Origin of the sequence: Collinsella sp. 1033st1_E11_1033SCRN_220408 (genome assembly GCF_039062465.1) — a bacterium.
Lineage (GTDB): Bacteria > Actinomycetota > Coriobacteriia > Coriobacteriales > Atopobiaceae > Parolsenella.
Map to the genome: position 1 here is coordinate 1 of NZ_JBCLNF010000011.1, position 14,397 is coordinate 14,397.

The 14,397-nt window shown below is 63.2% G+C and carries 15 protein-coding genes; 5 read left to right on the plus strand and 10 right to left on the minus strand.

Features of this window, described 5'->3' with window-relative positions:
- Positions 1–227, plus strand: a 227-nt coding sequence (locus tag ABCN07_RS07075; protein ID WP_343006015.1) for an IS3 family transposase, incomplete at its 5' end; no start/stop codon positions are given.
- A gap of 298 nt (positions 228–525) precedes the next feature.
- Here ABCN07_RS07075 and pdxT read toward each other — a convergent pair.
- On the minus strand, positions 526–1,098 hold the full coding sequence (gene pdxT, locus ABCN07_RS07080) for a pyridoxal 5'-phosphate synthase glutaminase subunit PdxT (RefSeq protein WP_343006016.1): 573 nt from the start codon (positions 1,096–1,098) through the stop codon (positions 526–528).
- Positions 1,098–1,982 (minus strand): pyridoxal 5'-phosphate synthase lyase subunit PdxS, encoded by an 885-nt coding sequence (pdxS, locus tag ABCN07_RS07085; protein WP_343006017.1) that lies wholly within the window; start codon positions 1,980–1,982, stop codon positions 1,098–1,100. The genes pdxT and pdxS overlap by 1 nt, the downstream gene beginning before the upstream one ends.
- A 292-nt stretch (positions 1,983–2,274) precedes the next feature.
- Here pdxS and ABCN07_RS07090 point away from each other — a divergent pair, with 292 nt between their 5' ends.
- The 3 genes from ABCN07_RS07090 to ABCN07_RS07100 all read left to right on the plus strand — a co-directional run bounded on the left by ABCN07_RS07090 (position 2,275) and on the right by ABCN07_RS07100 (position 5,426).
- The gene (locus ABCN07_RS07090; protein WP_343006018.1) at positions 2,275–3,690 is read left to right on the plus strand and encodes a PLP-dependent aminotransferase family protein; all 1,416 of its coding nucleotides are present in this window, start codon (positions 2,275–2,277) and stop codon (positions 3,688–3,690) included.
- A 1,241-nt stretch (positions 3,691–4,931) separates the two neighbouring features.
- The gene (locus ABCN07_RS07095) at positions 4,932–5,219 is read left to right on the plus strand and encodes a hypothetical protein (protein WP_343006019.1); all 288 of its coding nucleotides are present in this window, start codon (positions 4,932–4,934) and stop codon (positions 5,217–5,219) included.
- A 21-nt stretch (positions 5,220–5,240) separates the two neighbouring features.
- Positions 5,241–5,426, plus strand: coding sequence for a hypothetical protein (locus tag ABCN07_RS07100; RefSeq protein WP_343006020.1), 186 nt, complete (start codon positions 5,241–5,243; stop codon positions 5,424–5,426).
- A gap of 117 nt (positions 5,427–5,543) precedes the next feature.
- Here the strand turns inward: ABCN07_RS07100 and ABCN07_RS07105 are convergent, their stop codons facing one another.
- From ABCN07_RS07105 to ABCN07_RS07135, 7 genes are all read right to left on the minus strand, one after another.
- Positions 5,544–6,560, minus strand: coding sequence for a Rossmann-like and DUF2520 domain-containing protein (locus ABCN07_RS07105; RefSeq protein ID WP_343006021.1), 1,017 nt, complete (start codon positions 6,558–6,560; stop codon positions 5,544–5,546).
- Positions 6,561–6,595: 35 nt separating this feature from the next.
- Positions 6,596–7,456: a pantoate--beta-alanine ligase gene (gene panC, locus ABCN07_RS07110; protein ID WP_343006022.1), complete on the minus strand. Its 861-nt coding sequence runs from the start codon at positions 7,454–7,456 to the stop codon at positions 6,596–6,598.
- A complete protein-coding gene (gene panB / locus ABCN07_RS07115) occupies positions 7,456–8,301 on the minus strand; it encodes a 3-methyl-2-oxobutanoate hydroxymethyltransferase (protein WP_343006023.1) in 846 nt (281 codons plus the stop codon). The genes panC and panB overlap by 1 nt, the downstream gene beginning before the upstream one ends.
- A 102-nt stretch (positions 8,302–8,403) precedes the next feature.
- Positions 8,404–8,820, minus strand: coding sequence for a (deoxy)nucleoside triphosphate pyrophosphohydrolase (locus tag ABCN07_RS07120; protein ID WP_343006024.1), 417 nt, complete (start codon positions 8,818–8,820; stop codon positions 8,404–8,406).
- A 211-nt stretch (positions 8,821–9,031) separates the two neighbouring features.
- Positions 9,032–9,190, minus strand: coding sequence for a hypothetical protein (locus tag ABCN07_RS07125; protein ID WP_343006025.1), 159 nt, complete (start codon positions 9,188–9,190; stop codon positions 9,032–9,034).
- A 76-nt stretch (positions 9,191–9,266) separates the two neighbouring features.
- Complete coding sequence (gene dcm, locus ABCN07_RS07130; protein ID WP_343006026.1) at positions 9,267–10,547, minus strand: DNA (cytosine-5-)-methyltransferase; 1,281 nt, start codon at positions 10,545–10,547, stop codon at positions 9,267–9,269.
- A 187-nt stretch (positions 10,548–10,734) separates the two neighbouring features.
- Positions 10,735–12,099, minus strand: a complete 1,365-nt coding sequence (locus tag ABCN07_RS07135; RefSeq protein ID WP_343006027.1) for a Sau3AI family type II restriction endonuclease — start codon at positions 12,097–12,099, stop codon at positions 10,735–10,737.
- Between the two features lie 161 nt (positions 12,100–12,260).
- Between ABCN07_RS07135 and ABCN07_RS07140 the strand changes: the two genes are divergently transcribed.
- A complete protein-coding gene (locus ABCN07_RS07140) occupies positions 12,261–13,241 on the plus strand; it encodes a Gfo/Idh/MocA family oxidoreductase (protein ID WP_343006028.1) in 981 nt (326 codons plus the stop codon).
- A gap of 127 nt (positions 13,242–13,368) precedes the next feature.
- Here ABCN07_RS07140 and ABCN07_RS07145 read toward each other — a convergent pair whose 3' ends face one another.
- Positions 13,369–14,337, minus strand: a complete 969-nt coding sequence (locus tag ABCN07_RS07145; protein WP_343006029.1) for a 3'-5' exonuclease — start codon at positions 14,335–14,337, stop codon at positions 13,369–13,371.
- Between the last annotated feature and the right edge of the window lie 60 nt (positions 14,338–14,397).

The window sequence follows — 14,397 nt, forward strand, 5'->3', positions numbered from 1 at the left end:
TCGTCCAGAGCATGTCCAGAAAGGGCAACTGCATCGACAACGGTGCGACGGAGCAGGTGTTCGGCCACATCAAGGACGAGTTCTTCCGCGGAAGGACGTGGCCGGACTTCGAGTCCCTCAAGGCGGACCTCGACGAGTTCGTGGTCCATTGGAACACGAGGAGGCGCCAGGTCAAACTGAAGGGACTGACCCCGGAGGAGTTCCGGAGACAGTCCCTTGCGGCGTAGTTCTTATTTATGCCGTCCAAGTTTTGGGGTGCAGTTCACGAACCGACGGGACTCTTCCTGGTTGGCCGTCACGCGGCCGATGGTGCGGGAATCTGGCTAGGCCGCCAGGGCCGTCGCTTCGGTGGCGTCCCCGGCGGGGCCGCCTTAAGAGCGGGGCCGTCGCCAACCGGTTTGGCGACGGCCCCGCTGGGCTATGGCTTGGCCGCGAGCGGTTGGCGATGAGTCCTGCAAGACTATCCAACCGGAGCGACCGGTGATGTTGTTGTGCGGCGTTGCCGCGCGCGGGCGATAAGGCCTGCTAAAGCGACAGGAACAGCTCGTGGACGCGCGTGTCCTCGTCCAGCTCGGGGTGGAAGGCGAGGGCGAGCTGGTTGCCCTGGCGCGCGGCGACAATGCGGCCATCGACGGTCGCGAGCGCCTCGGCGGCCTCACCCACGGAGACGATCCTCGGCGCGCGGATGAACGTCATCGGGACCTCGCCAATGCCCTTGAGCTCCGCGTTCGCATGGAAGCTCCCGAGCTGCCTGCCGTAGGCGTTACGCTCTACCTCGACGTCCATCGTGGCGAGGCGCGGCGTGCCCTTGTCGTCGTGCGCCGCGAGCGTCTTGGCCAGGAGGATCATGCCCGCGCAGGTGCCCAGCGTTGGCATGCCCTCCTTGATGCGCCTGCGGAGCGGATCGAGCATGCCGAGCTCGTCGAGGAGCTTGCCCTGCGTGGTCGACTCGCCGCCGGGGAGGATGAGGCGATCGAAGGGACGCTCGAGGTCAGAGGCCTGCCTGAGCTCGATCCAACTCGCTCCGAGGCGGTCGAGCATCTGCTCGTGCTCGGCGAAGGCGCCTTGGACTGCGAGGATTGCGGTCGTGCACGCCATTAGCGGCCACGCTCTTCCATGATGATGTCGATCTCGTCGGCGTTGATGCCCACCATGGCCTCGCCGAGGTTCTCGGAGAGCTGGGCGATGAGCTTGGCGTCCTGGTAGTTTGCGACGGCCTTGACGATGGCGTCGGCGCGCTTGGCCGGGTCGCCGCTCTTGAAGATGCCGGAGCCGACGAAGACGCCCTCGGCGCCGAGCTGCATCATGAGCGCGGCGTCGGCGGGGGTGGCCACGCCGCCGGCAGCGAAGTTCACGACGGGGAGCTTGCCGGTCTCGTGGACCTCGCGCAGCAGGCTGACGGGGACGCCGATCTGCTTGGCTGCTTCGAAGAGCTCGTCGTCTCGCAGGGCTACGGTGTCGCGGATCTGCTTCTGGATCTTGCGCATGTGGCGCACGGCCTGGACGACGTCACCGGTGCCCGGCTCGCCCTTGGTGCGAATCATCGTCGCGCCCTCCGCGATGCGGCGAAGAGCCTCGCCGAGGTCGCGGGCGCCGCAGACGAACGGCACGTCGAAGGCGGTCTTGTCGATGTGGTAGGTGTCATCGGCGGGGGTGAGGACCTCGGATTCGTCGATGTAGTCGATCTCGATGGCCTGGAGGATCTGCGCCTCTACGATGTGGCCGATGCGGCACTTGGCCATGACGGGGATGGAGACGGCCTCCTGGATGCCGCGGATCATGGCAGGGTCGCTCATGCGGCTGACGCCACCGGCGGCGCGGATGTCGGCCGGGATGCGCTCGAGGGCCATGACGGCGCAGGCGCCGGCCTCCTCGGCAATGCGCGCCTGCTCGGGCGTGGTGACGTCCATGATGACGCCGCCCTTGAGCATCTGCGCGAGCTGACGGTTGAGGGCTACGCGGTCCTGGGTCTCGTTCTCCATGTTGGTCTCCTTCGTTGTCTGGCTGGGTCGTGGTGGCTCGCGTGTGGGCGGGCGGCGCGCTTGGATGGTGCGACTTGCTCGCGCCGGTTGCGCCCGGTTGGAGCCGGCTTGCTTCCGGTTTGGGCCGGTTGCGTCCGGTTGGAGCCGGCTTGCAGCGCTAAGCCCGTGCGCGCAGCCACCGATGACTTTCGAGGACAAAGGCTACGCTGGAACTGGCCTTGGCAAAATATCCAATCTGCGAGAAACTTATCAGGCCAGAATAAGGCCAGATGCAGGGGAGCGATAAGGCCAGATGCTTGACTACGATTTGGGCCAGCGTGGTGACGAGAGCCTCTATGACTATCTCTACCAGCGGATTCGCGACGACATCTCTTCCGGTGAGCTGCGCGAGGGCGCACGGCTACCGTCGAAGCGCGCACTGGCGGAGCATCTTGGCGTGAGTGTCGTGACCGTTGAAGGCGCGTATCGCCAGCTGGTTGTTGAGGGATACGTGGAGTCGCGCCCTCGTAGCGGCTACTTCGTGTGCGACCTGCGAGGATCTGTGGCGCCGGTGCTCGGCGTGCGTGCGGGAGCGGCAGCGACAGGCGACTTGCCACGGATGCCGGGGCGCGACGAGGAGTCGCGCTCGGTTGACTTCGCGCTTGGGGCGCGCGGCGCGGAGCAGGACGCGGCGAGCCTCTGGACCCGAGCGCTTCGCCAGGCGCTCGTCTCCGAGTCTGAGGCCGAGCTCTTCGCCCCGGCTCCCGCGAAGGGGACGCCCCGCCTGCGGGAGGCGATCGCGTCCCACCTGCGCCAGACGAGGGGGATGGTCGTCGACCCGGAGAACGTCGTGGTTGGAGCGGGCGCGCAGATTCTTGACTCGTGCATCGTGCAACTTCTTGGGCGCGAGTGCGCCTATGGCGTCGAGGACCCCGGCTATCCTCGCCTGATGCGGCTTTATGCTGCGAACGGCGTCGAGGTGAGGCACGTCCCCATTGACGCGGCGGGCGTTCGCGTTGACGCTCTGGCGGCGAGCGATGTTGGCGTGATGCACGTCATGCCGTCGCATCAGTTCCCGACGGGGTGCGTGACGAGCATCGGCAGGCGTTATGAGCTGCTGGGATGGGCCGCGGATTCGTCGGCGGGCGAGCGCTGGATCATCGAGGACGACTATGACTGCGAGTTCAGGCTCGCGGGGCGGCCCGTTCCCGCACTCGCGAGCGTTGACGCCATGGGGCGCGTGATCTACACAAACACATTCTCGAAGAGCCTGGGCTCGGCGCTGCGCCTTGCCTATATGGTGCTTCCCGATAGCCTGATGGAACGCTATGGCTCTGAGCTGGGGTTCTATTCCTCGACGGTGAGCACGGTCGACCAGGTGACGCTGGCGCGGATTCTGGAGGACGGCAGCTACGAGCGACATGTCGCTCGCGTGCGCAAGCGCGCCCGCGACGAGCGCGATCGTCTCCGCGAGTTGGTTGCCGCGGGCGCCTTTGGCCCTGGCGTTCGCCTCGAGCACGCGGACGCCGGCTTGCATTGCGTCCTCGCTGTCCCCGTCGCCTCGCAGCCGGCCACCCCGTCCGACGCCGCCCCGCGCCTAACATGTCCAGAATACGTGCTCGCCGCCCTTCGCGAGCAGGGCTTTTCCGCCCAACCTATCGCGGACTTCACCTTTCTGCCCCAGGAGGGCCCGCGCGACATGGAGCGCCTCCTCGTTAGCTACTGCTAGCCGGTTGTGACGACTTTTTCGAAGGTGGAAGCCATCAAATGAAGAGTGGGGTGCCCGATAAATCGGACACCCCACTCTTCATTTGCCTTCTCAACTGTATTTCACGCTCTTTGGCGTGAAGCGACTGTCAGATGGAACCGAAATCGAGCGTCAAACATGGCTTTCTGATCGCCAGATTTAAACTCACCCGAGAAGTATGGACCTGATTTAGGTTTCGCCGAGTAGACGAGGTTTTTGAATCGTAAAACCCCAGGTCACAGGAGTTCATAAGCCGGGTCTACTCGGGGATTTGTGTTTTAGGTCCATACTTCTCGGGTGAGTTGCTATTTGAGGCTGATCAGGCTGTTCTTGAGGACGGCCGGGGTGTATTTTGGGTCGCCCAAGTTGCTCTTGAGGTCGCCCAGACCACTTATGGGGTCGCTCGGGCTTTTCGGGTAATTAATTTGCCCCTTGTTTTCGCCCGTTCCGTGCACTTTGACCATATACTGCTGAGCGCTTTCGTTTTGCGATTCCAGCTCGCGGCCTCGTTGTTGGCGGCTGCATTGTTAACGAATCTGCCTGCAACCACTGCCGTTCATGTGCCGTATTTCTTCCATTCGTCGAACTGACAGGACTTTGGCTTCAGATTCTTGTAGTCCCTCGCTACCGTCTCTCTACCTACTAACACTGGAGAGATGATGGAAGAGACGCTTTGTGGTGTAACCGCTTTCAAGTTGCATAGAGTCCCACCGCAGGTAATCGGCTTATGCCCACCTTTGCCCGGAGTTTCTGGCGACCATAACCGGCGTGAGTTTTTATCTCATCCAGTGGTGAGCGAAATCCTTGGGGTGCCCCTGCATAGGTTGGTGACGGCGCGTTGTGATCTTTCCTCGCGCAAACACTTTCGCGACCATCTTTGGACGGCTGAGCTCCCGCTCGGGTCAATTCACGAGCACATTCTGGGAATCAACGTCACCTCTCCGGCAATGACCCTGCTTACGCTCGCAACGTCTATTCCGTTTCCGCAGCTAATCATGGCGATCTACGAGGTGTGTGGCGGCTTCTCCATCTTTAAGCCAACCCCCTCTCTTGAGGAGTTGCTCCAGCATCATTGGGGAGACTGCTCTTCGGAATGTGCCGGTTGGAAACGGGTTACTTCAACAAAGGGGAAGCAGACGAGTCTCTGGATGCGTCCGCCACTCGTTGAGCTTGAAGAAATGCGCCGTTTTGCAAAGTCAGTTCGAGGCCGCAGAGGAGCGGCTGTGCTCGAAAGGGCGACGGAGCTGGTTACCGGTTCATGCGACTCACCGTTCGAGGTGCAGGCGAGCCTGCTTCTCGGCCTTCCTAGGCGACTGGGCGGGATGGGCCTCACGGGCATCGAGAACAACAAGGTGATTCATCTATCAAGCGACGCTCGGGCCCTGTGTGGGAAGAGCGCGTGCCGTGCGGACATCTATCTCGAGGGGAATGGTGTGGCGGGTCCGGTTGACATCGAGTGCCAGGGCGGCATGGTGCACGATTCCGGCGAGTCTGCCATCTCTGACTCGTGACGGACCGCGGCGCTGCAAAGCATGGGAATCGACGTCGTCCCGGTAACATTTGACCAGATCAGCGACCCGCGCAGCTTCGGCGCGCTGGCCGCCCTCGTGGCAAAACGCTCCGGTCGAAAGCTGATGCCCAAGACGGAGGGCCTTCAGCGCCGAGAGCTCGACCTTAGGCGTAACGTGCTTATTGACTGGGATACGCTTGGAGAATAGGAATCGGAGTGCCGCGTCAGCGGATTCGCTAATTCGCCGGTGATAATAGAAATCGCGCCTGCCCTATGAGGGGTAGGCGCGATTTCGTATCGCGGCATGCGGTCATGCGCGGTTCGTTCACGCTAGCGACCCGGCTTCCGTGGTGCGGCGACGCACGATGTCGACCAGCTGCTCGGTCAGGAGCTGGTAGGCCTGGCGGTCGCGCCCGTCGAGGCAGACGAGGTGGGCGTCGATCGTGGCGTGGTCGCCGCGAACAGCGGGCCCGGTCAACGAAGCCTCGACGCCGTTTTTCGCGATGTGCTCGGCGTTGCCGAGGAACAGGGGAGCCAGCGCGGCCTCCGCCTCGGCGCGGTCAAACCCGCAGCGCACAAGCTCGCCGGCGGCCATGTCGAAGAGCCCCACCACGAGGTTCGACGCCATGACGGCGGCGGCGTGGTAGCGGGTCTTCGCACCCGCGGCGACGCGCGTCACCTGGTTGCCCCGTGCGCGGAGGAGGCCGGCCATGAGGTCCACGGCCCAGTCGTCCCCCTCGAGCGTGAAGCTCGCGCGGCCAAGTTCGCGCCAGCAGTCGAACCTGCTGCTCATGGCATAGAGCGGATGCACCGAGCATGCGTGGGCGTCAAGCTTGCGCGCTCCCGCGAAGATGCCGGAGGCGAGCGCGCCCGAGCAGTGCACGACTAGCTTGTCGCGCAGGCTGAGCTCGCCGGCGCGGGCGGCCCGCGCGAGCTCAGCCCACACGTCTGCGATCGAGGTGTCCGGCGTGGTCACGAGCAGTAGGTTCGCGGCGCGGGCGGCCTCGATGGGGGAGGCGAACACGGCGCCCCCGGCAAACTCGACGGCCTCGCGCGCGTGCGCCTCGTCACGCGAGCAGAACCCAACCACGTCTACCGCGGCGCTCTCGCCGAGGTAACGCCCGAGCGAACAGCCAACTTTGCCAGCGCCCACAACGGCCAAACGCAGCCGGCCCGGCCCGGCGCACACGCGCGGCGGTACCGAAGCGCCCTCCGCCGCGGCGCGCGCGGCGTGCTTCGGCGCGGGGATGCGCTCGGGAGCTGCGGCGATGGCATCGCCCCAGGCATCTACGGCGGGCACGAGAGGTGCCGGCGCGGCAGCACCGGCACCCTCCTCAACCAATCCGCGACGCGCCCTCTGTTCGAACCCGGCAGCCACTACTTGGCAGCCTTGGGATCAAAGATGAAGTTGTCGATCAGGCGCGTCTTGCCGATGTAGACGGCCATGGCGCACAGGATCGGCTCGTCGGCGATCTTCTCGATCTGGACGATGTTCTCGAAGTCGACCATCTTCACGTAGTCGATCTTCGCGAGCGGCTCGGCCTCGATGATGGCCTTCATGGCGTCGAGCACGGTCGCGGCGTCACGCTCGCCGTCCTCGACCATCTTCTGGCCGGCGAACACGGCGCGCGACAGGCACAGCGCCGCGGTGCGCTCCTCGGCGGAGAGGTACGTGTTGCGCGAGCTCTTGGCCAGGCCGTCCTCCTCGCGGATGATCGGGCAGCCGACGATCTCGATGCCGAAGTTCAGGTCGCGCACCATGCGACGGATGACGGCGAGCTGCTGGGCGTCCTTCTGGCCGAAGTAGGCGCGGTCCGGCGTGACGATGTTGAAGAGCTTGGAGACGACGGTGCATACGCCGCGGAAGTGGATTGGACGTGTGAGGCCGCAGAGCTCGTGGGTGAGCTCGTCCATGTTGACGTAGGTGCAGGCGTTGGGCGCGTACATCTCGGAGGGCTCGGGGTGGAAGACCAGCGCGGCGCCGGCCTCCTCGCACAGCTTGCAGTCGCGGTCGAAGTCGCGCGGGTAGCTCTCGAGGTCCTCGGTCGGGCCGAACTGCGTGGGGTTCACGAAGTCAGACACGACGACGCGGTCATTCTCGGCGGCGGCGCGCATGATTAGGCTCTTGTGGCCCTCGTGCAGGAAACCCATGGTGGGGACGAGGCCGACAGTCAGGCCCTCGCGCTTCCACTCACGAACTTGCTCACGAACCTCGGCGACGGTAGCGGCGGTCTTCATTAGTTGTTCCTCCTAATCTGGTCCATGACCTCGGCATCAATCTTGAAACCGTTCTCGGCGGCGGGGAACTCGCCCGTCTCCACGGCATTGGCGTACGCCTGATAGGCATCGCGCATGGTGTCGCCAACCTGGGCGAACTGGCGAACGAACTTGGGCTTGAAACCACCCGGCGTCATGCCGAGGAGGTCCTGAGCGACGAGCACCTGGCCGTCGCACGCGGAGCCGGCGCCGATGCCGATGGTGAAGCAGTGGGTGAGCTTGCTTGTGATGAACTCCGCGAGGTCGCTCGGGACGCACTCGAGCACGACGGCGAAGGCGCCCGCGGCCTCGACGGCGAGCGCGTCGTCGACGATGCGCTGTGCGTTCTCCGCGTTCTTGCCCTGGACCTTGAAGCCGCCGAAGCTGTTAGCGCTCTGCGGGGTCATGCCCACGTGGCCGACGACGGGGATGCCCGCCTCAACGATCGCGTGGATCTGCGGGGCGCAACGCACGCCACCCTCAAGCTTGACGGCGTTGCAGCGGCCCTCCTTCATGAGGCGGCCGGCGTTGTGCAGGGCCTCCTCGACGCTGGCCTGGTAGGACATGAACGGCATGTCGCCAACGACGAAGGTGTCGCTCGTGGCGCGCGTGACGGCGCGCGTGTGGTGGACCATGTCGTCCATCGTGACGGGGATGGTGTCCTCGTAGCCGAGCATCGTCATGCCGAGGGAGTCGCCCACGAGGATCATGTTGATCCCCGCCGCCTCGACGATTGACGCCATGGTGTAGTCGTAACTGGTGACCATGGTCACCTTCTTGCCCTCCGACGCCTGTTTGGCGAGGGTGAGGACGGTGTTCTTTGCCATGCGCTTTCTCTCCCTTATTTGCGCTTTCGCCCGTGTGGGCGCCTGGCTATTGTAGTCCCCTTAAAGGACACGTGCAGGGCCCCGGTCGAAAGCGGCCGCTTCCTACATGTGCATGTCGTTGAAGACGTCTGCCCACGCGAAGCCGAACGACCTCACGACGTCGAGGTCCGCCGGGAGCCAGTCGACGGAGAGGAGCTCGTCGCGACCGAGCCAGGCGAGCTCCGCGTGGTCGAGGAGCTGGGGCTCCGCGGATGGGTCGACGGGCGCGCAGAAGACGTCCATCTCCATCGTGAACTCGGGGTATGCGTGCGTGACCGTGGTGAATGGCCAGAGCACGCCGAGGGTGAGGCCGAGCTCCTCGCTGATCTCGCGGCGGCAGGCGTCCTCGGCGCTCTCGCCGGGCTCGAGCTTACCGCCGGGCAGCTCCCAACCCTCCATGCCGCGCTCGCGCCGCGCGGCGAGAACCTTGTTGTCTCGCACGATGATCGCGGCTGCTACGTGCAGGTTCTTGTCAGCCATGGTCCTCCTGTTCGCCGGTCGCGCCGGCATCGCGTTTCGTCCGAGGAGATTCTACCCGCGCGGGCGCGGGCGTGTCCGAGGGAGTGCGGGCGAATGCCGAGGAGGACGAGAGAGACGAGGAGGACGAGAAGGACGTTGGACGAGAAAAACCCGCCCCTGGCCTGCATGATTGGCCAAGGGCGGGTTCCGAGTCTAGTGAAAGATATCCACGCTACAAGACGTAGTCCTCACGAAGGGACTTGATGATCTCGAGCAGGTTTTCGGTGCCCTCGTAGGCACCATCGATTTCGTTCGAATCTAGGTGTGCTTTGATCTGCTCTGCGAGGACCTCGATCTGCTCTAGCTGCTGGGAGAATTCGACTGCTGCCATGGGTGTCCTTTCGTCCGCTTCCGTTGTTAAACCATTATCGGAGATAAGCCGGACACTAAATCAGAGGCAAGTCATGCTACCTGAGCTCGCAAATTGCCTTTCCGATGAGGTGGGGGACACCCGTGACCAGGGCGTTTCCCATGCAGAAGGCACGGTTTCCGTCGGTCATGCCCGTGTTCGTCCAGCCGCGGGGGAAGCCCTGGAGCTGGTCGAGCTCATCGGGCACAAGACGGCGGTAGCGCCCGTCGGCGCACTTGATGACGTGCTTGAAGCGACTCGCGCCCCTACCGCCTTCGCCGGTGAGGATGGTGCGCGACGGCCTGTCGGTTGCGTCCGGAAAGGCCATCTGGCCTTCCGAGTACCAATAGGTGAAGCCCGTCTTCTTATTGGTGCGCTCCTCGCGCTTCGAACCCTTGAGGTACTCCCACTTGGGCAGCTGCTCGGGCTCGATGAAGAACTCCTCCGGCACCTCGTCGATTGGCACGAGAACATCGCCGAGGGTCTTACGGGGCCCCGCGTACCTCTCGGAAACGGGGCACGTCAGGACGCGATGACCGACCATGACGCCAGCATCCATGAACGGAGAGGTCTTGCCCGTGAGGTTGAAGTTCTCCGAAGCGTCGTAGGGGTCCTCGGGGACGAAGACCTCGCGGATGTTCTCCTCGCCAGACGCCTCCATCGGGAAGGCGCGGGACATGACGCCGTCCTGGAGGCGCGTCTCGATCGTCCAGTCGGCGTTTCGCTCGGCAAAGATGTAGACGCGCTTGCGACGCTGGGGAAATCCGTACTCGGCGCTGTTGACGACGCGCCATTCCACGGAGTAGTCGCGCTCGGCGAGGCAGGAGAGGATGATCGCGAAATCTCGGCCGCGCTGGGAAGCGGGGCTCTTAAGCAGACGGTCAACGTTCTCGAACAGGCAATAGCGCGCCGCGTCATCGCTCCTATCGTTCTGGAGCTTGAGGAAGCGGTAGATGTCCCACCAAAGAACGCCCTTCTTGCCCTCTATGCCGTGCGCCTGGGAGAGCGGGCGAGCGACGGAGTAGTCCTGGCAGGGGAATCCTCCGACGACCATATCGATGGTGGGAAGCTCCCTCTCTCCGGCCTCGACCTGGTCGAGAACCTGATTGATGTCTTCGTTTACGACGGAGCCATCGCCAAAGTGCGACTCGTAGCAACGGGCGGCGAACTGGCGAGCCTTGGTTCCGGGCGGTTCCCACTGGTTGGCCCAAATGGTCTTGAAGGGGCCCGCGGAGGGCATATCGAACTCGGGGTGTGCGGGATCGTGATAGCCGTCAAGGCCAAGACGAAACCCGCCGACGCCTGCAAAGAGCTCGGCAACTTTAATTTCCTTGGACACGTTTCTCCAATCGCTACTGTGTCCTGTTGGGTTAGCCCAAGAGAGCTAACCCAAATACACTACTCGATCTCTATCAGTTTTGACAAGTCGCTTTATTGCCGGATAGGAGCCAAATAAACCACTCTCGTGCGAGCGGGACGCAACATTAATACGTTGAGAGAAGTCTCCGTATAGATGCGGACATTAATCACTTCTCAGTCGTCATCATCTTGGCAATCTCATCTCTGAGGTACGACTGATTGAGCCAGAAACACTTCTTCGTAACAGGCTCTCCGTGTGGCTGCGGCTTCGTGTCGGCCTTGTTGCGAGCATGAGGACGAACGTGGCAGCAGCGGTTCTCCGAAGACTTTACCGAGCTTTCTGCATTGCCCTCTTTGACGTTGCTTCGCATCTGCTCATAGCAGCGCTTTGCTTCAGGCATGTCTTCTTCTGGCATTCTCCAGAAGAAGACGTCTTTCAAGACGTAGTTCTCGTCTCCAGCGTCCTGGTAGACGACAAATAGATAGAGCTGTTCAAGCTGCTCCTTGAACAACGAATTCTCGAAGGGTGTTTCTTCAAGCTCGAAATAGTCGATTGCCGGGAATGAAACGGCTTCCTTTGGCGTTCCGTTTGGACGAAGCCTAATTGTCTTGGGCTTAGCGCCTGCCTTATCGAGTTCCGCAATGGTGCTTTTGTCGCCAACGCCAAGGATCCGGTTGGTCACGAGCGCGTATGCGCTTTTTGCCGAGGAGTTCACCTCAAACAGCTCTGTGAGCTCGTCTTGATTCATGCCGAAATAGGGCTCGAACCTCTTGCGAATGAGCTCGAGAATGCCGAGGGACTCTTCGCCGCTCTCTCGTCTGATCGATTCGGAGTGGGCTAGAAGCTGGCGCTCAACGCCAGTCATATAGGAGGCCTTGAAGGCCCATGCCCTCGGCTTGGCGGGCTCGTTCGAGAAGGGCTGCGACGTTCTGATGGAGCTGTCCTTTGCCTTTGTGCAAGCTTCGAGGTACATGGTGTCGCTGCCGGAGATATCCTCGGCGCGGCCGCTCATGACTTTGGCGACAACCGTTTCCCAGTCCTTCTTAATCTGAGGGATATCGCCATCGGGAATCTGCCAGCGTTCCGCGAATTGTATTTTGTAGTCGACGGGGTTCTTATCCGGCTCATACAGATAAGAAATAAGAGCGAGGTCAGCGACCTTATCAAGTAGATGGCTATCCTCGAAAGTCTCCATGGGTACGTGCATGTAGTCGATCATCGTCAGGACGAGACGTTCCTTGGCGACAAGCTGACCATCTGCCCTCTTTTTCATGGGGGTTGTTTTGAGCTCGAGACCCGCTTCCGCAAAGTCCGGAGCCGAGTCGCTATTGATGGCATAGCCGAAGTAATACTGCTCGACTGCGTTGCCAAAGGAACCGCGTCGTGTGTGAGGGTCTGGCAGGTCTGGTGCATCGCACATCTCGCGCAGCGTCTTGCCCTCGAGGTGTTTGGCGTACTCGATAATGGAGTCTGCGCTGGTCGGGTCATAAGCGAGACCGATCTCGTTGTTTGAGGTGGTATCACGAGTCATGACGCGCTCCGATCGGTTATTGTGAGGCGTGGGGGGTGTTTGACGCTCTGTTCCATTGTCGCGAAACGGACGAACGCGCTCAAGGGCGATGCGCGGGGCCTCAGATATGAACCCCTCGCTATCCTCATACCAGACAGGCAACCAATGAAGGCGAGGTCAGGATGGGTGCATCGAAAATCCGCTGGGGAATCCTCGGGGCGGGCGGAATCGCGAAGAGGTTCGCGGCTAGTCTCGAGACCGTGGAGGGCGCCAGGCTCGTTGCGGTCTCCGGCCGTTCCGCGGAGCGCCTTGCCGCCTTTGCTCCTGCCCGCATCTATGCCGATGGTGCGGATGGCTCCTCCGCCCACGAGAGCCTCCTTGCAGACCCTGAGGTCGATGCCATCTACCTCGCGCTCCCGCACTCCATGCACCTCCGCTGGGTGCTCGAGGCCATGCGCGCCGGCAAGCCCGTGCTCTGCGAGAAGCCGGCCGTCCTTACCGAGGCGGATGCCCGCCAGCTCGCCGATGCCGCCCGTGACTCGAACATCCTCTTCATGGAGGCGATGAAGTGCCGCTTCGTGCCGCTCCACGCTCGCGTGCGCGCCCTCATCGACTCTGGCGAGCTCGGGCGCGTCTGCGAGCTGACATGCTCGCAGTGCGTCGACTATGGAGAGGACAACCTCCGCTATCTCGTCGACCCTGTTGGCGGGGGAGCGCTTTATGACCTCGGCTGCTACCCGATGAGCTGGGTCGAGGAACTTACGCAAGGCAATGAGCCCCAGGTTAGCGCATGTGCAAACTGGCGTGACGTCTCCGGTGGTCGCGTCGATTGGTCTGGCGACGCCAACCTCGACTTTGGAGACGTGCGTGCGACCATCCACTGGGCGGGTGACTCCGCGGAGTATGACTGCTCCGTCCTGATTCGCTGCGAGCGAGGAAGCGTCCTCGTCGAGCGCGCGCACCGTCCGGAGCGTGCGGTGGTGAGCCGTCCGGGCATGGAAGACGAGGTCATAGCCGTGCCCTACGATCCGGATGACTTCCACGGCGAGATCGCGCACTTCTGCGAGCTCATGCGCGCCGGCGCCACGGAGAGTCCTGTCATGCCGCTTGCCGCAACCATCCGCAACGCCCGTCTGATCGATGCCGTCCGCTCGGTGATGTAGGGCCTCTTCTTGCGCTAGCTCAGGGCCGCCCGCCCGTGACGGTGCGTGTCACAGGCGGGCGGCCCTGGTAATTGCGCCTTGAAGTGGTTGCGGGCCGAGCTGTGCCTTGAAGCGGTCGCAGACCGAGCTACGCCTTGAAGCAGTTGCGGGCGGCGAACTCGGCCTGGACGGTCCTGAGCATGAGCTCCGTGTCGTCGAGACCCTGGTGTACCTCGGCTTCATTGGTGGCGAGAGTGCCGCGCCTGCGGGCCCAGTTCTCGAGGGATGCGGGAGAACTCTCGCGCGGCAAGGTTTTGACCTCGGGGTCGAGCTGGCGGCAGATGTCGCGGGAGTCCACGGGCACGATCTTGCCCGCGCGCCTCGCCTCGGCATATCCGTCGAGGTGAAGCGTGAACCAGGAATCCTCGAACGCCGCGTTGTGTGCCATCATCGGGTACTTCTTCATGAGCTTCAGGAGCTTGGTCTGCAGGGCCTTGTTCTCGCGGAAGGGGATCTTGCCGTCGACGTCGGCCCAGGTGATGTGGTGGATGTTCTCGAGGGGCACGCCCTTCTCGGCGTACATTTCCGGAATGCCGCAGAAGTAGGCCTCGGCACCGGTGGGCTCGGCGTCTGCCGTGAGCTCCATGAGCTCGAAGCCCACGTTGACGATGTAGCCGCGGTCCGGGTAGCGGTCCGTCGTCTCGATGTCGATGCCCAGGACCGTGCCCTTGACGGGCTTGGAGACGTAGGAGACGGCGAGGTTGTTGCGATCGCCGCGGATCTCGCGGATGACGGTCGTGGCCTTGCGCTTCTGGAGCGCGGCGACGCCGGCGCAGAGGTCCTCATCGCTCATGCCGCGGGCGAGGCTGTGGTCGCGCGTGTTGGCGAGGCGCTCGATGCCCATCTGGTCGCAGAGCTCGCGGTTGCGGTCCGCGAGGTCGCGGATGACGTCGTAGGAGAAACTGGGGTTGTCGTTCTTGGCGAACTCCTCGCGAAGCGCGGCCATGGCCTCCTCGTTCTTCTGACGCTCGGAGTCCATGGCGGGGAAGCCCTCGCAGTAGACGATTTCGGGGATGAAGAGCGCGCTTGCGTGCTCAAGTGCCTGGCTGACGTTCATGCTGCTCCTTATGGGTGTGCGCGGCGGGGGCGTGCGCGCCCGGCGTGGGCGGGGCGGCGT